General features: G+C 40.0%; 17 protein-coding genes, 1 pseudogene and 1 CRISPR repeat array. Of the genes and pseudogenes, 13 read left to right on the top strand and 5 right to left on the bottom strand.

Going from position 1 to position 19,470, the window contains the following annotated elements:
* Window positions 1-22 precede the first annotated feature (22 nt).
* Complete coding sequence (xth, locus tag V7K15_RS10725) at window positions 23-805, top strand: exodeoxyribonuclease III (protein ID WP_334905481.1); 783 nt, start codon at window positions 23-25, stop codon at window positions 803-805.
* A gap of 279 nt (window positions 806-1,084) precedes the next feature.
* On the opposite strand, the gene V7K15_RS10720 is transcribed toward xth, so the two are convergent.
* The 3 genes from V7K15_RS10720 to V7K15_RS10710 form a co-directional block, all read right to left on the bottom strand.
* On the bottom strand, window positions 1,085-2,203 hold the full coding sequence (locus tag V7K15_RS10720; protein ID WP_442949663.1) for a T3SS effector HopA1 family protein: 1,119 nt from the start codon (window positions 2,201-2,203) through the stop codon (window positions 1,085-1,087).
* A gap of 19 nt (window positions 2,204-2,222) precedes the next feature.
* Window positions 2,223-3,461 (bottom strand): phosphotransferase, encoded by a 1,239-nt coding sequence (locus V7K15_RS10715; RefSeq protein WP_334905480.1) that lies wholly within the window; start codon window positions 3,459-3,461, stop codon window positions 2,223-2,225.
* A 357-nt stretch (window positions 3,462-3,818) separates the two neighbouring features.
* Window positions 3,819-4,043 carry a hypothetical protein gene (locus tag V7K15_RS10710; RefSeq protein ID WP_334905479.1) on the bottom strand — a complete coding sequence of 75 codons (225 nt, stop codon included), beginning with the start codon at window positions 4,041-4,043 and terminating at the stop codon, window positions 3,819-3,821.
* Between the two features lie 306 nt (window positions 4,044-4,349).
* Between V7K15_RS10710 and V7K15_RS10705 the strand changes: the two genes are divergently transcribed.
* Together V7K15_RS10705 and V7K15_RS10700 are read left to right on the top strand one after the other, a co-directional pair.
* On the top strand, window positions 4,350-4,625 hold the full coding sequence (locus V7K15_RS10705) for a DUF433 domain-containing protein (RefSeq protein WP_334905478.1): 276 nt from the start codon (window positions 4,350-4,352) through the stop codon (window positions 4,623-4,625).
* Window positions 4,606-4,980, top strand: a complete 375-nt coding sequence (locus V7K15_RS10700; protein WP_334905477.1) for a DUF5615 family PIN-like protein — start codon at window positions 4,606-4,608, stop codon at window positions 4,978-4,980. Before V7K15_RS10705 ends, V7K15_RS10700 begins: the two co-directional genes overlap by 20 nt.
* A 36-nt stretch (window positions 4,981-5,016) precedes the next feature.
* On the opposite strand, the gene V7K15_RS10695 is transcribed toward V7K15_RS10700, so the two are convergent.
* On the bottom strand, window positions 5,017-5,880 hold the full coding sequence (locus V7K15_RS10695; RefSeq protein ID WP_334905476.1) for a transcriptional regulator: 864 nt from the start codon (window positions 5,878-5,880) through the stop codon (window positions 5,017-5,019).
* 631 nt (window positions 5,881-6,511) lie between these two features.
* On the opposite strand from V7K15_RS10695, the gene V7K15_RS10690 reads away from it, so the two are divergent.
* The 10 genes from V7K15_RS10690 (at window position 6,512) to V7K15_RS10645 (ending at window position 19,138) form a co-directional block, all read left to right on the top strand.
* Window positions 6,512-9,208, top strand: a complete 2,697-nt coding sequence (locus V7K15_RS10690) for a CRISPR-associated protein Csc3 (RefSeq protein ID WP_334905475.1) — start codon at window positions 6,512-6,514, stop codon at window positions 9,206-9,208.
* A 17-nt stretch (window positions 9,209-9,225) separates the two neighbouring features.
* Complete coding sequence (gene cas7d / locus V7K15_RS10685; protein ID WP_334905474.1) at window positions 9,226-10,260, top strand: type I-D CRISPR-associated protein Cas7/Csc2; 1,035 nt, start codon at window positions 9,226-9,228, stop codon at window positions 10,258-10,260.
* A 3-nt stretch (window positions 10,261-10,263) separates the two neighbouring features.
* The gene (cas5d, locus tag V7K15_RS10680) at window positions 10,264-11,022 is read left to right on the top strand and encodes a type I-D CRISPR-associated protein Cas5/Csc1 (protein ID WP_334905473.1); all 759 of its coding nucleotides are present in this window, start codon (window positions 10,264-10,266) and stop codon (window positions 11,020-11,022) included.
* On the top strand, window positions 11,015-13,300 hold the full coding sequence (gene cas3 / locus V7K15_RS10675) for a type I-D CRISPR-associated helicase Cas3' (protein WP_334905472.1): 2,286 nt from the start codon (window positions 11,015-11,017) through the stop codon (window positions 13,298-13,300). Before cas5d ends, cas3 begins: the two co-directional genes overlap by 8 nt.
* 76 nt (window positions 13,301-13,376) lie before the next feature.
* Window positions 13,377-13,997, top strand: a complete 621-nt coding sequence (locus V7K15_RS10670) for a 2OG-Fe(II) oxygenase (protein WP_334905471.1) — start codon at window positions 13,377-13,379, stop codon at window positions 13,995-13,997.
* A complete protein-coding gene (gene cas6, locus V7K15_RS10665) occupies window positions 13,987-14,823 on the top strand; it encodes a CRISPR-associated endoribonuclease Cas6 (protein WP_334905470.1) in 837 nt (278 codons plus the stop codon). Before V7K15_RS10670 ends, cas6 begins: the two co-directional genes overlap by 11 nt.
* 31 nt (window positions 14,824-14,854) lie before the next feature.
* Window positions 14,855-15,448 (top strand): CRISPR-associated protein Cas4, encoded by a 594-nt coding sequence (cas4, locus tag V7K15_RS10660; protein ID WP_334905469.1) that lies wholly within the window; start codon window positions 14,855-14,857, stop codon window positions 15,446-15,448.
* A gap of 206 nt (window positions 15,449-15,654) precedes the next feature.
* Complete coding sequence (gene cas1d / locus V7K15_RS10655) at window positions 15,655-16,659, top strand: type I-D CRISPR-associated endonuclease Cas1d (protein ID WP_334905468.1); 1,005 nt, start codon at window positions 15,655-15,657, stop codon at window positions 16,657-16,659.
* Window positions 16,660-16,713: 54 nt separating this feature from the next.
* Window positions 16,714-17,001: a CRISPR-associated endonuclease Cas2 gene (gene cas2, locus V7K15_RS10650; RefSeq protein WP_334905467.1), complete on the top strand. Its 288-nt coding sequence runs from the start codon at window positions 16,714-16,716 to the stop codon at window positions 16,999-17,001.
* Between the two features lie 267 nt (window positions 17,002-17,268).
* Window positions 17,269-18,758: a CRISPR direct-repeat array (repeat unit 37 nt; unit sequence ATTGCAATTTACCAAAATCCCTATTAGGGATTGAAAC).
* Window positions 18,759-18,901: 143 nt separating this feature from the next.
* Window positions 18,902-19,138: a UPF0175 family protein gene (locus V7K15_RS10645; protein ID WP_334905541.1), complete on the top strand. Its 237-nt coding sequence runs from the start codon at window positions 18,902-18,904 to the stop codon at window positions 19,136-19,138.
* A gap of 78 nt (window positions 19,139-19,216) precedes the next feature.
* On the opposite strand, the pseudogene nifH reads toward V7K15_RS10645, so the two are convergent.
* Window positions 19,217-19,470 (bottom strand): annotated as a pseudogene (gene nifH / locus V7K15_RS10640) (nitrogenase reductase); the annotation flags it as partial.

Genomic DNA, 19,470 nt, shown 5'->3' with positions numbered 1-19,470 from the left:
CAAAAATTCTGATAACTAACGAATGAAAATCGCTACTTGGAACGTTAACTCAATTCGCACTCGCCTTGAACAGGTTATCGATTGGTTAACCCTGAATCCTGTTGATGTTCTCTGTTTGCAAGAAACCAAAGTTGTGGATGCCGAGTTTCCGCGATCGCCTTTTGAGCAGTTAGGTTATAACCTTTATATATCAGGACAAAAATCTTATAACGGTGTAGCCCTGATTAGCCGCCAGCCACTCTTAGACGTAAGTAGCGGGTTTCGGGCGATTTTGCCAGATTTACACCACGAATGGGATGAGCAAAAGCGGGTGATTACAGGTGTAATTGATGGTGTTCGGATTGTGAACTTATATGTTCCCAATGGCGCAGCAGTCGGAACTGAAAAATACGAATACAAACTGCGTTGGTTGACAGCCCTACACGAGTATTTGCGCTTGCTGGTGCTGTCGGAACCTGCAATTAGTGTGTGTGGAGACTTCAACATCGCACCGGAAGATAAGGATATTCACGAGCAAGTGAGTACAGAAAATCACATTATGGCCACAGAAGCAGAGCGCCAAGCTTTAGGGGCTATTGTGACACTGGGATTTGCTGATGCTTTTCGCAAATTCACCACAGAAGGCGGAAATTATAGCTGGTGGGATTATCGCGCCGCCGCTTTCCGTCGCAACTTAGGTTGGCGGATTGACCATCACTATCTTACACCCGTGCTATATGAGCGTGCTAAAAGTTGCATCATCGATGTCGCACCCAGAAAATTAACCCAACCCAGCGACCATGTGCCGGTGATTGTGGAATTTTGAATGGGGCATTGGGGATTGGGGACAAGAGGCAGAGCAATAAAGTTTGGTTAAGCTCTAAGCGTCCTTTTTGTCACCCCCCCAGATATCTAACTGTGCCTTGACGGGATGGCTACGCTTACCGCCTTCACCTAGAGCGCCGTGTGGAGAGAGCGGTTTTTGAGGCTGGCAAGGCGCGCAGATTATATCGATACTTTATTCTTTACCAACTCAATTAAAAATATCTTGGCAGCCAAAAACACAAATAGGAAGTTTAATATTACCTCAAGGAGGTAAGGTCAATCAATTTAACGGATAATATATATCCTTAGAATTGGGATTAAGATAAGGACGCTGTAAATCTATTAGGTGGCGTGCAAAGTGTTGCTCAATAACCCTCATCCGTTCCTCCATCCCATTCTTACCTTTTTGCCAAGCTTCTAATAAAGCATTAGCGACAATTTGGCAACGGTTCATCCCAAAATTTTCCTGTGCTGCAAATTTTTGGGTTGGTTCTTCGGCTAAACCTAACCCTGGTGCTAAAAATTTGGTAAACAAGGGAATTTTGGGCTGGAAATGGGATTGATTTTCTGGATAAATAACCTGAAGGATTGCGCGGATTGCTGGATAGTCGGGGAGTTCAAAGTAAAGTAGCCCCGAATCATAGCGTCCGTATGCAGAAGGGTTGTGAAGAACCTGAAAGCTAAAGGGAATCGAGGCTGCATTTAATTGCAGTGTCAGGCTTTCCATGAGAGCGATCGCACCAGATGCTGTAAAGTTAAAGTAAATTCGCCCTGCTCCCAAATCAGCATCGGGGCTGCTCTGGCGTTCTTGTCCGACATTACTAACTGCCAAGTAACAGCCATTTTGCAGTCGATTTTTGGGCATCCAGATTGCTACCATCTCACCCACTTTGGTAGATTTCTTGCTGGATTTTAGATGGCAGTCTGGCTCAACATAAAGTGTTAAACCGCCTTTAGTCACCGCCATAGTCCCATCAGGTTCTTTCCGCAACACCTGCCATTGAGGGTCAAAGTAACCTATGCCGTGATTACTAGCGTGCAATTGCTCGTAAAAGTTCCAATCAATCTCCAAAATGGAATTATCTGCTAAATTATGTTTTGGCGGGCGATTAGTACTATCAATATTGACTGCCAAAGTACTTTGTAGCGAGCCATTGTAATAGATTCCATAGAGAAAATTTCGCAGCAGTAGAGTGAGATACTTCTGTTGTAAATCTACAGAATTGTGCTGAAATCTATCGGCTATTTTACTTGGCAGAGCAAAGGGTTGATAATTGGGATGGGAAATACAAAAACTTGACTCAATCTGGATATTCTTCGCAATGTCCAATAGAGAAGTTAGCGGTTGATTGATAGTGGTTTCTGAATTCTGTATTTTGAATTCTGTATTCTTCTTCAAATTGTTCTGCTCCTTACCATTAACAACCGCGAAGCTGAGTTTTTTCGTAATAAAGGCGAAGTAACTGCGGCTCCTTTACAGGTTGAGGAAGTTTCTGGATTTTTGCTACAGGATTGAGGATTTCTGACTCTGATATCCCGAAAATAGTCAGCACAGCTTGCTCCGGCATCGTCAGTAAACTTTTAGCTACTTCGAGCATACAGATTTCAGCATTATTAAAGTATTTCCGGTACGTAATCATCTCCTGAATTTGATGAACCAGTGCCAGCCCCGCAAACTGGATAACGCGCAAAATAAAGTCAGTGCGGTATGACAAAATCATCGGGAAAGCAGTTATATAAGACCTAATTAGGGCAATAATTGAAGGTTGTAAAATCTCCAAAGGTATCAACGCCAGATGTAGAGATTCTTCTAACTCAATGGTGGGGTCTACTACCAGACTATTGAGCCAAATTCCTAAATAGCTTGCCAGTAAAGTCCCTAAATCAAAAGCTGGATCTCCCCAAGCACAAGCTGACCAATCAATTAGTCGTACTAGGCAATTGTCTAGTTTCTCCCACCTGGAATGAACCAAAATATTGTTTAATTTCAGGTCGTTGTGAGTCAAACAGCAAGGATTCCAGTTAGATGCCAAATCTGCGATCGCTGATTCCAAACTCTCGTACTGTTGATAGAGAACATAGAATTTCAGTGCATCCGTGGGAACACTCCCAAAAATTTCCGGTTCAATTGACCCTACCCCTTGCGTCGGATTGTAAAAGCCATAGCGAAACTCTCCTTGGGGAGCAGTTGCCATAAAATCCTTATATTCTCGGCGGTTGAAGGTTGCACGATGCAGTCCCGCCAAAGTAGTGCCGATCGCAGAAGCAATTTCTTGTGGAAAAACATCATTGTTGTGGTAGAATATCGCAAGCTCCCGATATTGACTCAGGTAATTGCGGACGAGGATAAAATTTTCTTCGTCAAAATGCACTACCAATGGTGCGAGCGCTGAAATATTACCGAGAACTGGAAACTGTTGGAGCAACTGGTGAAACAGCCATTCCTTAAACAACTCATGGGGCGGCGCATCATTGTTGATGTTACGTTCTTGTTTAACGAGCAGTTTTCGATTATCTGCTAGAGTCACTAGTAAATCGAAATTGTTTTTACTACTTCCTGGCAACTCAGATTTCTCTGATGCGCCATCTTCTGAGCTACACAGACCCGCGTCTTGCAGATACTGGATAACGTTATGAGAAGACAGTGATAATACCATGTATTATTTCCTACTTCATAAATTACTTAAATTTATCTGTGTCAAATTTGCTTAGTCTTAGCAGCTTTCGGTAGATAGTAAGTGATGTGTGAATAACAATAAAGATTTCTACAATCTACTAATATCCCATATTTGGGATAAAAAACTGCCAAAATGGCACCAAGTCCCTTACAATTCCTTTCAAATTTGCTCCCAGATACCGTGGCCAAATAATTATTAATAATTCATCATTCATAATTACGGAGACAGCAACTTGATTTATTACTCTTAGAAGTGCAGCAAGTGGCGTGCGTGGGGTAATAATTATGAATTAGTAATTACGAATTAATTTGACATCTTTACACGTTATCAGCATAGTTACTTAGATAAATCTAGAGCAAGTTTTGTAGTAGAGCCTTTTGATATAGCTGCATCTCCTTTTTTTTGTGGCAAAGAAGCATCCCCAGCAAAAATTTGATATTCAGTAGTCATCCTGAAAGCAGCGAAGAATTTCAGTAATCCTTCGCGGTACGAAGCATGGCATTCAACGCTATTATTTTTATTTATCATCACAAAGCCAAAAAAACCGGACTTTTTAGGCAATTAGTCATGATTTTTTTCTTTAATTTTCAAAATTTATGTCTAGAAAGCTTGTTATAACGTTATTTATGTCACCTACAAAGTGTAGATGACTAGAGGCGATCAAAGACAACGGCTACATGAGTGCATCTTATATAACTGCACTTATGTTAAGGATGTTAGGGGAGTTGCAAATAAGAAACCTCTAAGAAGGTTTTACTACGTAAAACCGTCCCTATCCGAGTCGGAGAGGGAAAGAGTTGAAGGAAAGTTCAAGGTTGGGAGAAGGATGGATATGTTATAACTAGACGCTATTAAAGATAAAGCTGTATGAGTAACAATGATTTGCTGTCTCGAATTTCTATCGATCCAAACATTTGTTTCGGTAAACCGTGCATTCGGGGACACCGTATTTGGGTATCACTAATTTTGGACTATTTAGCTGGGGGTACAACAATTGAAGAAGTTCTTGAAGGTTATCCAAGTATAGAAAGAGAAGATGTGTTGGCTTGTATCGCCTATGGTGCAGAGATGGCGAGGGATGTTTTTGTGGAACTTCCTTTGACAAAAAAAATGTTGCAAGTGCGTGAAATTAAAGCTAGATGAAAATATCGACTTGCGCGTTGTAACTTTATTGCAATTAGCAGGAGACGATGTTGCAACAATACCAGGACAAGGTTTAAGTTCTGCACCCGATCGTGAAGTTATTGATGTTTGTTGCCGTGAAGGTAGATGTTTAGTTACCTGCGATCGCGGTTTCGGAAATCGTCTAAAATACAATCCCTCTGACTATTCAGGAATTGTGATTATTCGCTTACCTTCTCGTCCTAATTTTGCATTTTGGCAACAAGCAATAGAGACACTGATTCAGGGGCTAAATGCCGCAGAAGTAACTGGTAAGTTGTGGATTATTCCGAGGGGAAGCATTCAGGAATATCGACCGATTGAGCCAGATGTCTGATGAGCAGGGCAGGCTTTCCGGCCTACCCCACAAGACTTAACTCCTGGTTTCGATATCGTATAACTGGCAGAGGGTGAGGAGTTTTTGTTTGAGGCGATCGCGCAGACTTTCAGGTGATACAATCACACAATCTTCCCAATAGGGCGATACTTCTCGAATCAACCAGAAGGGGTTAGCTACTCGGCGCACCACCTGACGCACATCATTAATCATGTCATCCTCAATATCATCTTTTTTGGGTTGATAGGCTTTAACTAGCCAACCCCGGAAGTGTAATTGCACTTTTAGATAATCAAGTTCCCCTCGCCAATCACCAATTGTAGGTACAACAGACTTAATTCGCTCAAAGCTTAAGCAACGATTGTGCCAAAGTTCAGGTAATTCTGGGATATCGTTTTCTACGTCTGCTGTCTCTTCGCACCAAATCATCAGATAAAAGCGTTTCTCAAAAAAGCGCACCTCAGCATGACGGACTTTATAATCTAGCTCGTGACCTTGAGAGTTGTAATAGAGAAGGTAGAAAGGCTGTTTTGCTTTACTTAGTTCTTCTATCGTATTTCGCCATTCTTCGATAGGTTGACTAAGTTGTTTCATCAGCAATTGACGAAGAGGTGCTTCCAGATTGCCACGTTCTAGCAAAAGTGCAAGTACAGTTTTCGCTTCTCCTATGTGACCTGCATCATTCAAAGCTTTTATTGCCTGCTGTAAGGCGTTAATTTGGTTAGAGTCAAGTGTAAAGGGCTTTCCAACCTCTACAGACTGTTGTGCGATCGCCACTATTAAGCCCGAAATACTGGGTTCTTTGCCCCAAGTTATATTGAGTTGGCGAGCGATCGCTTCTAGTTGCTCCTTGGTTCCTGGCGGAATTGACAGTGTAATCGTTTCTTTTTTTCTTGGCATTCACAAAATGTACTTGCACTTTTAGATTAGTTGTGCCATATTTCTATTCATAAGTGTAAATCAGGATATCAACCTCAAGTGCATGGACAGATACAAATAATTATGTTTATTAAGGGAAAGTGTAACCACATTGCTTTGATGCTCTAGCAATGGGGTTATCAAAGAAGACATTAAAAAAGCCAGAGAGTAACTCTGGCTGACCAACCCTGATAGGGATTTGTTTGCAAAAATAACCTGACCCCTATGTATATATGTCACTATTTTCAATCCCTGATAGGGATTGTGAAGATATTTGGGGTCACAAATAAATATAACCCAATATGACCCTAAACTAGAGGTTTGGGAAAATAACATCAATGTTTATATGACACTAGACAATAAAAATACCTATACTGAGAGCAGGTAGATTTTGTTCAACCTGCAAGAGGTCATAGGTCATGAACTACTCAGTGGAGCATATCGCTCACAAGATTGCTGAATGTCTGGTTCTGATTGACAAGTATCAACGCGAAATCCTTCGATTGAGGAGGGTAATCGCAGATTTGAAATGTCAACCAGTAACTAACGACGAAGGCGAAGTGATAAGTTATAACGATTTTGAGAGCTAAATCTAGGTAGAAGTTTGCATTATATGATTAAGCGCAATCGGCTTTTAAATCGCCCTCCCAAAAGTTTGGAGGAGCGTTATTTCAGCGAAATTCGCCCCCAGCTTTATGAAAATCATGCACATCATCATCAGTACGGCGTAAGAAAGGGTACAACCCTTGCAGAACATCTTGATTCTGCGTGTCAGTTCATTTTGACAGTCAGCCGAATAGCAGAAGTCTCAGAAGATAAAAGACCTTTGCTACTAGCTGCAACTGCTGTACATGACCTGAATAAATTAGATACCAAAGGACGCAATGTTAAAACCCTGGCTAGAAATCAGGAATTTTTACGAGAACAACTTGAAAAGGCTTGTGTACTTACCTTTGTCGTCTCAGAAGATGAATTAGAGTTAGTTAGAAAGCTAATTGAGCGCCATTCAGGTCATAACGTCAGCGATGGAGCAAGATTTTTACCAGAAGACCCACCAAATATTGAACGTTGGGCGGCGATGCTTACAGCTGCGGACTTATTTGATTTAGGAATTCCAGATGCACAACGTTTTCGCAAACTGGAAAAAGAATTAACCGTTGCTTTTGGGCGAAGCTGTAATCTTTTTAGAATCCGCATCTCTGAAGATAAAGGCTATATTACAGCCCTGTTGCTGGGTGCTTGCGAAGAGGTTTTACAAAAGTATGCCTTAAATCCTTTAGCAATTTTCCCTGATGGCGAACTTTTTGAAGGGGAAGCTTTACCAAATGTCGATTTGACAAAAGAAATAGCTGCCGTTTGGCAAATTAAAATTGACCAAGTTTTTGGGAATAATATCGAAAGACTTGTCAGAGCTACCAAGGATGGTATTAAAGTTACTTCTCAAGCTATCCAACAAAATATTGAGGAAGTATTGGTAAATATTGAGGCTCTTTTAGAAAGAAAAAAAGCTGGTTATAAATCAGATAAAATTGCTAAAGATGTAACCAATTGGGGTGACGCAGCTGGTGCAGATGCACTAATAAAAGCGGCAGAACTTCAATTATTACCTGTAAGTAATGCAGAAGAATTTGCTATATCTGAGGGGTTGAAAGCAGCTTATCTTAGTTACCGTGAAGCCGGATTAAGCCCTAAAGAAGTTTGGGATAAAATCGCTCATCATACGGGTATCTCTGAACTTCAGCGCACTGCAATTGAGCCGTTTAATGGTCAATATGGGCGACCTTTATTTGCTGCTAAGGCTGCTGTTAAAGGAATTGAGGGTATTAGAGAAGCTCTACAAGAATCTTTCCAGCTAAGAAAGGAAAGTACACAAATATCTGAAGAAACAGAAGTATCTGAAGAAATGATTGCAGCTGTTAGCAGAATGGTAAATTTACCTTTTGCTATTCGGTTAAATGGAGGCAATGATTTAAATGCTTATGTAGAAGCAAATCCCAGACAAAGATGCTCTTTAGGTTCTACTTCCAATGATATAGATGAGCTAATTTCAGATAATATGCCTCCTGGTACAAAAGTCCAAGCTTTTTCTAACCGCTTACCGGGTGGTATCAGTGCTGAACCGAAAAGACAAGCAGATTCAATTGCCGCTTTAGCGTACCAATTAATAGCAGTTGAGGCAAATTTTACAGCTGTTAAAAAACAAGATCCTCTTTATTTGCATTTTTCATTACCCAAAGGTTCCTGTCCAGAACTTCTAAGAATATGGCGAGATTATATAGATGGACTTGTTGCTACTAATGCTGAGGGAGGCCCTGTAACTGTTGATGAACTTAAACTGTATCGGGATGGAATTTTGCAATTTACTGCTAACAAAGTTGTTGGCTTTGCATTGCCAAAACGACGAGAATTTGTTCACACTAATATAGTTATTCCTATTGGTTGGGGAGATGCGAATAATTCTTTAGCTTTACTAAAATCACTGAGGCTTGGTTTAGAAATTTCCTTGTCTTTAGATATTGGTTTTCCTTTTACCTTGAGTAGCAATCTAGAAGTGGAGTTATCTAGTGATGTTTATGGACGAATAGAGGGAATTCCCTCTGCACTGCAAACTTTATTGGGAAATGGACAATATCAGCAACGTCAAGATGCAGAAAAAATTCTTGAGCGACTACGTTGCATTGGCAAATTAGCAACATCTGTTGCAAGTATTCAGAAAGCTGATGATTGTTTGTATGATTTGGCTCGTGCTTGTGTCAGACCAATTAAACTTTATTATGTGTTGCTACGTTGGACTCTGCGAGAACAAGACGAACCAAATTTGAGTGTTATTTGGAGTCGCATTTGTGAGCCGTTAAATACTTTACTGGAGAGTTTTATGCCGGATGAAAACTTACTCTTAACTAAATATCTTAAAGAAGCTGCTCAAGTTGCAGCAGAGGGAAAAATTTGGGGAAGTTCTTTTAAACGAACGGCTCAAGCAGAACCGTTTACAGCTTTTATTGCTGCTATTCGTTCTCAAAAGTCTTATTTGGGATTAGATGTAATTTTTGCTGCTTTAGTACAGCAATATCATACTCGCTTAGACCGTATCCGTGAGCATGGCGTAGGTGCGACAAAGTATGAACAGGTCAAGCGTTATTACGAGGTATTACGAAAACTATATGAGGAGGTTTATTCAGCACGTCCTGAAAAGTTTTTATCTGACCAAAAAACTTTAGAAGCTGCTTATTTATTCTTCCTTGAGGAAGCACGTAAACAACTTAAAACTCAACCTGAAGATGATTCTGTCGAAACAACTATAACTGTTTAAATAATTAGGAGTTTTTCATGTCTATTTCAAAACTTTCCTCAGTTCTCGCAACCACTTATGAGAACTTCCCAAAAGGACGTTTTATCACTTTAGTTGTTTTAAGAACAACCCATTCTGAAACTATCTTTCGCACAGAAGGTTCAGGTGAGCCAATGTGTAGCGAATTTGTTCAAGCTGGTTTGGAGGGTGAAAATCAAAAAACTATAATTCAACGCTTGGTAATGACTAAGCGTAAACAAGTAGCACCAGAAAGACGCTACGGACGAGAACATTTAAGAGCGCATGAGCTTTTATACACTAACCCTAAAGATGGCTCTCTTTGTTCTTTGAATACTAATTCACCTTGTGAAATGTGTGTAGATTGTTTTCTCTACGGCTTCGCTGCTGGTGGGGGTGGCGCTCAAAAAAGTCGCATTTGGACTGAAGATGCTTTTAGTATTTTATCTGCTAGTGATGTTGTAGGCGATCGCACCATAAACGCCATCTACGAAACTGGCACAATGCGCGATGAAAAAGGTAACGCCTCAACAGCTTTAAATACCAGCGAATACATCAAACCAGGAGTTCATTTTTTGGATGTCGTCACCCTAAAAGATGTAACTGCTGATGAACTACGATATATCATTGGTAACATTCTTTTTACAAGTCGTTATGGTGCAGTTTCCAGTCGTGTTGGACGCATGGAAAACCAAATATTAGGTGTATTTGGTAGTATTACCGAACTTCCTAGTTCTCTGGAACTTGTACAAGCTACCTATGATGTATTAGGTAAGCCTTTAGAACACCCTTTGAATATTAATCAATTAATTACAGCAAGCAAACAAGTAATTGCTAATTGGAAAAATAAGAGAGGGGTTTCTGTGCAGCTATCTGAAGAAGAATTAGCAAATTTAGTGACTGATATAGAAACTAATTGGTCAGAAGCTGAACGTGATAATTTTCTCAAGCGTTTAACGCAATCTTATGAATCATTCCGTCAAGTTGCACCTGAGAAAAACAAAGGTAAAGGTAAAGGCAAAGTCAAGAATACACCAGTTGAAGTAGAGATTTAGGTTATGTCAACAATTCCTTTTCAGCAGGCAAAACTTGTTGAATTATACTGTCTTGAACCAGTCTTTTTTGCCTCTAGGGAGTTGTCTGATACCTATTACACTGAAGGGGTAATTGGGAATTATGCTCTTACCTATGCTTTAGGTAGAGTAAATTCCCCCTATCGCCTCCAAGGTCAGGCTACCGGACGACCAACCTACAAAGAAGATTTACAACCAATCGCACAAGATTTTTATATCTTACCAGCTTCACCAGTAGGTAGTGTGACATTCAGATTTGAACGTTTCAATGCTCTTTCTGATTCTTACTGGTATGCAATGACTAATAACCGTGTTGCTACTGCGCGGGAAGATTTACCATTACAACGCCAAGGGAAAAAACCAAGTTCATTTAGACCAAGTAATTTCCCACAAACTGGAAGACTGCGGATGATTGAACGCAGAAACAAATTTCAAACTTTGGTATTTGGAAATCATCAATTACCTACTTATATTCGCATTGGTAAGTTCATGAGTAAAGTCAAGGTGAATGTGCTTAATGAATTTCCTGTAACTTTACTACCAGAAGGTGAATATCAAAGTCAACATTATCTAAATGCTGCTGATTTACCACAGCAAATAGAGGCTTTAGCATTCGATTTAATTTCTATTCCTCCTACACCCATAATTAAAAATCTTCACTTTCGGGGTGCTGCTTGGCAAGTTGGAGAAATGATAGTACCAGCAGGTTTACATTTTTGCGGTAGAGAAAGTAGCAATGAGTAATCAAAAGTTAGTTATCAGATTAGAATCCCGCAGTATTTCAGCTTGTGCATCTTTACCAGATGAACTATCTTTCATAGGTAATGCACTTCAGCACCAAGTAGATGTATTTGAACAATCTAAGGATGCAGATATTATCCTTGATTTAGCACCAACTGGGACAGGTAAAACCAATGCAGGACTAACAGTATTAAAACATCAGCCAAATAAAAGTGCTGTTTACATTGCTCCAACTAATGCTTTAATTGAACAGCAAACAGAAGCAGCAAAAAAGTTTGTTAGTGAGGCTAAGTTAACTCATGTGGTCAAATCTGCTTCTGCTAAAGATATTAAAAGCTGGCCTGACGAGAAAGTTGGCAGTCGTTCAGGAGAAAAGCTATATAATGCTTTGCGAAATCCTGCTACAGTTTTCGATGATGTTGGGGCGAATACACCAATTCTCTTGGTAACAAATCCTGATATTTTCTACTATGCAACTTTCTTTGCATATAACAATCTGGATAGAGGCAATATTGCTGCTGGTTTTTACACCAAATTTTCTACAGTCATTTTTGATGAATTTCACCTCTACGATGCTAAACAACTAGTAGGAATGCTGTTTTATCTTGCTTATTCTCACGTTTTTCGGTTTTTTGAAAATGGACGCAAGGTAGTTTTACTCACAGCAACACCAGAACCAGCTTGTGAATTAGCATTGCAGAATTTAAAACAAGCTGGTGTGAAGATAGCAAGAATTGATGGAGAAGTAGGTAATACTAATCTTTTACCGTCACAAACAGCAGTTAATCTGGAATTAAGACCTAAACCTGATAGTAGGGAAGAGTGGTTAGCAGAGTTAGCAGCAGAAGTTGTCCAACGTTTTCGAGAAAGACCTGATGAAAATGGTGCTGTAATTCTGGACTCTCTTGATAATATTAATCGTCTTTCAGATTTACTGCGACATCAAGGAATTGGTGATTACATCGGACGCATTACAGGCCCTGCACCCAAAAAAGATAGGCAAAGGGCTATGCAATGTAAAATCATTTTGGCTACTAGCACAGTAGATGTAGGATTTAACTTTGAAAGACATCCTGAACCGAAACGGCAAAATTTAGATTGGTTGATTTTTTCAGCACGCGATCGCGCCGCATTTGGGCAGAGAATTGGTAGAGTAGGGCGTGTTTTAGGTAAATTTGAAACTAATACTGACTCGGAGGCTATTGCTTACTTACCCGCTAACGCCTGGGATGAAGGTTTAACTTCTCTGGATACTACCGGGGGACGTGCAGCGCTAAAAGCCTTACTTGAAACACTTCCCTCTTTAGATAAGCCTTTTTTAAAAGCTTACTGGCGTTCAGAAGCATTTTTAGAAATTGCCCGTCCCTTGTTGGAATTGGAAGAAATGCTTGAAGGTTTAGCTGAGGAAAAATTGATTTTGGATTTGTTCAATACTCTAAAATCTATTTTTGAGGGTAACAGAACTTGGGATGATTATCGCTATAGAATGAAACTTTTACGAGGTGCTGAAGCTATTGCAAAAAAAACTCCCAAAGAAATCAAAAAAGATTGGAAATATATCAAAGGTGGTCAAGCATTTGTCAAAACATTTATTAAAGCCAATTTTAGTGAAGATTGGGCAGATTTACAAGCCGGACGAGCCACTATAGAAGAATACGTAAACTCATTGCTTAAACAAGATGATGATGTCCTAGCTGAGTTAAAAGAATTTGCTGAAGTTTTTAGTACCAGTTATGCACCGCTATTTAATTTTCGCTCTACTCTGTTTGAAAGTCTTTCCATTCGTGATCCTCATGGTTTTGTTCTAGATGAATCGGAGGAAACAAAACTAGATCCTTTTCACCTATTACGCTATTACGAATTTATCCAAAATGGTGATTATATTGAAGTCACCAGTCGCGCCACTGAAACTTATCAATTGACTTTTCGATTGCGTTATACTGATAATTGGCAAGATTTTATCAGTACAGAACTGAATAAACTTACAGCTTTTAAGAATTGCCAAATTATCCGCAGTGCTGGAGGAGCAATACGGCCAACGCCGCTAATACAAGCTTTAAATAAACATCTGTTACCAGGAGTAATTATTTGCCCCAGAACAAATGCTGCTGTTATTTTCCAATTAAACAAGCAAGGAATTATTTCTTATCCAATAACCATTGTTTGTAATGATATGGAGAAAGAATATAGATTCTTTACAGGCTTGTCAGCAATTTTAACAATGGCAATGAAGTTTAAACAATTACGTCTTCCAGATGATGAGGTTTTTATTGCAGGATAAGTAATTAAATTCTCGCACCAATGGTGCGAGAATTTATTGAGCATCAATTTATAAGTATATTCCTCTCACATCAATCGTGAAACACTATCAACAACAATCCAACGCCTTCCCCAGCGACTACCTAAACAACTTGTGGGGAGAAATCCAAGCTTGTCCTTACTTTTTTATCAACAACCTCAACCGCGATTTTGTCGCCACCAAAGGATTTTCTGTAGTATTTCAGCGTTCGGGATTAGCAAAAGTAGAACAGCAGTTTCCCTACTTCAAACCTTATCTAGATTTAGCTCTCCAGCCGAATTGTAATGCTTTTTACCTCAATCCTTTACAGCTAAAGGAAGGCTCCCGCGTCGATCCCCATATCGATCGCTCCTTACGTTCCTACAGCAAAACCATTGAACCACCTGCGGTTGTCAGCGTCCTTTATGTGCGACTACCAGCAGATATGGAAGGGGGAGAACTGGTATTGCGATCGCACAAACGCCAACTTGGGCAAATTAAGCCACAAATCAATACTTTACTTTACTTTCAAGGTGATTTAACCCATTCGGTTAATGCTGTGAAAACCCCAGGAAATCGCCTAAGTTTAGTTTGTGAACAGTATAGTTTGAGTGAAGCTGAACTCCAGGAAATTCCAGAGTTTACTGTAGAGTCAAGAAGCACTCAGCCTACAACCAAAAAGAGAAAATATGCCTCATAGTTTAGTGTTGAATTTGCTACCTCAATCGCCCATTCCACTACAATTTCTCACAGGTAGACATCTCCACGCCCTATTTTTAACCCTTGTTAGTTCTGTAGATACTACATTGGGCGATCGCTTGCATGATTCCACTGCTGATAAAGCTTTCACCCTCTCCCCTCTACAAATTAATTCCCCCCTTTTAAAGGGCGGTAAAGGGGGATCTAAATTGCAATACTCACATCAACAACCCATTCCCGCCGGAACACCTTGTTGGTGGCGCATCACTTTATTAGATGACACTCTATTTAACAAACTTACCCAACTCTGGCTAAATCTTAATCCCAATCGCCCTTGGCATCTTGGCCCGGCTGACTTGTATATTACTAGCATTCAAGGCACACCCCAATCTATTCAACCTTGGGCAAATGCTAGCACCTACGCTCAATTATACGAAGAAGCCAGCGATTGCAATTCTTCCATTAACCTTACCTTTTCCACGCCTACCGCCTTCCGTCAAGGACAGTATGACAGTACCCTTCCTACCAGAGAATCTGTCTTCAATTCCCTACTTTCGCGGTGGAATAAGTACAGTGGCATAGAATTTAATCACATTGCGATCGAGTCAATATTTCCGTCTTTTGTCAACATTCATACAGAAATATTAGCTGACTCTCGTAGCAAATTTATTGGCATTCTTGGCGAAATTAACTACAAGGTTTTGGGAGAAATTCAACCGATACAAATTAAGCAAATTAACGCATTAGCTGACTTTGCTTTATATGCAGGAATTGGACGAAAAACAACAATGGGTATGGGGATGACGCGGCGGCTGTATTCTTCATAATTTCAATAATCATTTAAAAAACACCTAAGTTATGAATAACATCGAATATGTTTCCATTGCGGCATTGAATCAATACGCCTATTGTCCGCATCGTTGCTGGCGGATGTTTTGTGCAGGCGAATTTACCGATAACCAATACACAATTGAAGGCACCACTTTACACGATCGCGTCCACACTACAGGCGATATACAGCGAGGAGAAACTTGGCAAGTTCGGGCAATTTGGCTGAAATCGGAGCAATACAAGTTAATTGGAAAATCTGATTTAATTGAAGCAGAAGATGGTCAAATTTATCCAGTGGAATATAAGCGGGGACGCAAAGGCGAATGGGATAATGATGAGTTGCAAGTTTGTGCCCAAGCTTTATGTTTAGAAGAGATGACAGGACAACCAATTAATACTGGATATATCTATTATGCCCACTCCCATCAACGGCAATTAGTTGAGATTAATCAAGAATTACGGCAAAGTGCGATCGCCACTATTGAATACGTTACAAATCTCCTAGAAACAGGAATGATGCCAAAACCAGTTTATAGTAAACGCTGCCAAGGATGCAGTCTTTATTCGCAATGTTTACCCAAAGCAACTGATAAAGTCAAAACTTATCAAGAAGTAAATTAAATCATCCCCCTGGCGAATTCTAGTTTGAGGACATATTGAGTTCAGATAAGATCCCCCCGCCTGTGGCGACCCCCTTAAAAAGGGGGTAAAGGAGTAATATAGCCCCCCTTTTGAAGGGGGGTTGGGGGGATCTCCGCGCACTAAACAAGCTAACCAAACCGTATTGTATTGAGTTTGACAATTTTCAATTAATTAAGGATGAAATCATGGGAACAGTTTACGTTACACAAGCCGATGCTTTTATCGGCAAAGTTGACGAACGTCTCACCGTAAAAGCTGAACAAAAAACAATCTTAGATATCCCTTTAATTAAAATTGAGGGAATTGTAGTACTAGGTCGGGCTACCGTTTCTCCCGCCGTTATCAGTGAACTTTTAGAACGTCATATTTGTTTAACATTTCTCACACAAAATGGACGATATTTAGGGCGTTTAGAACCAGAAGTTACCAAAAATATCTTTGTTCGGAAAGCCCAATGGCAAGCTGTGGGAGAATCACAACCAGCAATACATTTAGTTAGAGGATTTGTGCGGGGTAAATTGAAAAATTACCGCCATAGCTTACTTCGCACTCAGCGAGAACATCCTGATGTTGATCTGAATAATAACATCACTCGATTGGAACACGCGATCGCACCAATAGAAAAAACTAGCAGTATTGATTCTCTCAGAGGCTTAGAAGGTGCCGGTAGTGCAGCCTATTTTGGTTGCTTTGAACAGCTAATTAGAACCTCAGAATTTAAATTTGAAGCCAGACGCCGCCGCCCACCAACCGACCCAGTTAACGCCCTACTAAGTTTTGGGTATACATTGCTACGCCATGATGTGCAAAGTGCTTTAAATATTGTCGGTTTCGACCCCTATCTAGGATACTTACACGTAGAACGTTATGGTAGACCTTCCCTAGCCTTGGACTTGATGGAAGAATTTCGTCCTTTAATAGTGGATGCTCTAGTGTTGTCACTTATTAACAAGCGATCGCTCACCTTAGCTGACTTTACCACTGAACCGCTTAGTGGTGCCGTGTCTTTAACCAAAGAAGGATTGCATACATTTCTTCGCGCCTATCAACAAAAGAAACTATCGAATTTCAAACATCCAGTCATGGGAAACAAATGCACGTACCAAGAAGCCTTTGAAATTCAGGCGAGGTTATTAAGTAAGTACCTCATGAACCAAATCGATAAATATCCCCCCTTAATTCTCAAATAACTTGTCATTTGTCCCACTCCCATTCGGCTACGCTCACGGCAAGCCCACTACCCCATGTATATTGTTGTCAGCTACGATATTCCAGAAGATAAGCGTCGTACTAAAATCCATTCGGTTCTCAAGTCTTACGGTCAATGGATGCAACTGAGTGTGTTTGAGTGCGATATCACTTCCACTCAGTATGCTAAACTGAGATCGCGTTTAGCTAAATTGATTAAACCCGACACTGACAGCGTTCGCTTTTATTTTCTCTGTGCCTGTTGTCAGCGAAAAGTCGAACGTATTGGCGGAGAACAGCCACGAGACGAAACAATTTTCTTTGCTGAGTCCCCTTCTAGCTAGGTTTCTGCATCTCAAATGCGCGGAGGGGTAGGTGTACAAATTACACAGCCCCAAAAAGTGCTTCTATCCCAACTCCAGTAAGGCTTTCAACCCATTACTCGCCTAATGCTCATCCGCGCAATCTCTGAAATACTTATCAAAATAGGGTTTTAGCTTTTAAAATTTCCTAGCACTCTTGCCAAACGAATTCTCTAATGCTAGCATTGGTCTTGAATCGCGCAACCGCACCTTGAAAACTAAATACAGCTACGCTTTCAGCCTCCCGCTATTGCAATTTACCAAAATCCCTATTAGGGATTGAAACTATTCATGCGGTAACTCATCAAGTTTTGCGATCGGAATTGCAATTTACCAAAATCCCTATTAGGGATTGAAACAAAAAACTAATTCAAGAACAGCATAGTATCCAGAATTGCAATTTACCAAAATCCCTATTAGGGATTGAAACATGCCTACTGGCGCGGGTAAGACAGTTTTATTCGCATTGCAATTTACCAAAATCCCTATTAGGGATTGAAACAATATTGAAAAATCGCGGTAACGGGCAAGCCAAAAATTGCAATTTACCAAAATCCCTATTAGGGATTGAAACGAATTTCCTCAGCAATCGTGGGACTTCGTAGCAGATGATATTGCAATTTACCAAAATCCCTATTAGGGATTGAAACTAAATACTCATAATCTTTTATCTTGTCTACATACGCATTGCAATTTACCAAAATCCCTATTAGGGATTGAAACCTCCTCGATTAGCTGGCCAATGATTTTCCCAGAGAATTGCAATTTACCAAAATCCCTATTAGGGATTGAAACTTAACACTCACAAATTAAGCATTGATTCTCCGGGATTGCAATTTACCAAAATCCCTATTAGGGATTGAAACTGATTACGGGCGACTTGACAAAATTCTGCATAGCTAATTGCAATTTACCAAAATCCCTATTAGGGATTGAAACTTATTGTTCGGCTTCAAGTAGAAGCAATGCTTTAGATTGCAATTTACCAAAATCCCTATTAGGGATTGAAACGTCGGCAAGGGGGAAGATTGGGGAGCGATTGAAGCATTGCAATTTACCAAAATCCCTATTAGGGATTGAAACGCTTATAACAACTATGCGGAAAGTGGACTTGACAAGTTATCACTACATTGCAATTTACCAAAATCCCTATTAGGGATTGAAACTTACCGCTTTTGGCGTATCACAGCACGCAATCAGCATTGCAATTTACCAAAATCCCTATTAGGGATTGAAACCTGTAATTTTATCTACTGATATTCTAAAAAATTCAATTGCAATTTACCAAAATCCCTATTAGGGATTGAAACACAATCCATAATGGTTTTATGCTTTCAAATAATTTATTGCAATTTACCAAAATCCCTATTAGGGATTGAAACGGCACTTGATAACTGATGAGAAATAATCCCAGAATTGCAATTTACCAAAATCCCTATTAGGGATTGAAACGTTTTTACACTTGAGAGCACGGATGAAAAGGGAACAATTGCAATTTACCAAAATCCCTATTAGGGATTGAAACAAGAATGAATTTCAATTTGAGAGCTTAATATACAATTGCAATTTACCAAAATCCCTATTAGGGATTGAAACTTCACAGGCGATATTCGGGGGACGTTGCCCAACCATTGCAATTTACCAAAATCCCTATTAGGGATTGAAACCAAAGTTTTTGAAGTCAAAGGAGTGAGTAAAAAATATTGCAATTTACCAAAATCCCTATTAGGGATTGAAACCAAACTGAGACAGGAGATATATTCGATAAAGCCATTGATTACAACAGCTATCGCTATAACTTTGCCAGATTCTAGAGCGATCGCCTAATATGAGACAAGAAGTAGAATAAACTTAAGACTTGGAATTTTCCCTTGTGAGCATCATGATTCCTGATGACATCCTCCGAGCCTCAAACATGACCGAGGATGAACTGAAATTAGAAATTGCCATCTTACTTTACCAGCAAGGTAAAATTAGCGGTGGCAAAGTCCGAGCCTGGACAGGAACCACAGTACTTGAATTCCAGCATGAACTGGGCAAACGCGGTTTACACATCAACTATGATGTTGAAGACTTCCAATCCGATGCGCGGAAATTGCAATCAATGGGTTTGCTGTGATTCTCAAATTTTATCCCCTGCAAAAATGAAAGGGTAGGCTGCAAGCCTACCCCAAACCATTATTTATTTAGCAATACTTTAGACTGGTGCTTCAGTAGCAGTTTTGCCAACCAGCATTGCAGCATTTTCTTCGCTTTCGAGAACACCAAATTCAATCAACAAGTCTTCTAGCTCTTCCATCTCAATAGGTGTGGGGATGGTGAGATTCTTGTTCTCGATAATCTTCGTGGCTAATGTGCGATATTCTTGACTTTGATTGCTATCAGGTGCGTACTCGTTCACGGTCATCCGACGCAATTCTGCGTGTTGAACAATGTTGTCACGAGGTACGT

This window comes from Nostoc sp. (assembly GCF_036919815.1).
GTDB lineage: Bacteria > Cyanobacteriota > Cyanobacteriia > Cyanobacteriales > Nostocaceae > Nostoc.
The sequence above is the reverse complement of the archived record's forward strand: the minus strand, read 5'-3'. Positions and strand labels throughout refer to the sequence as shown.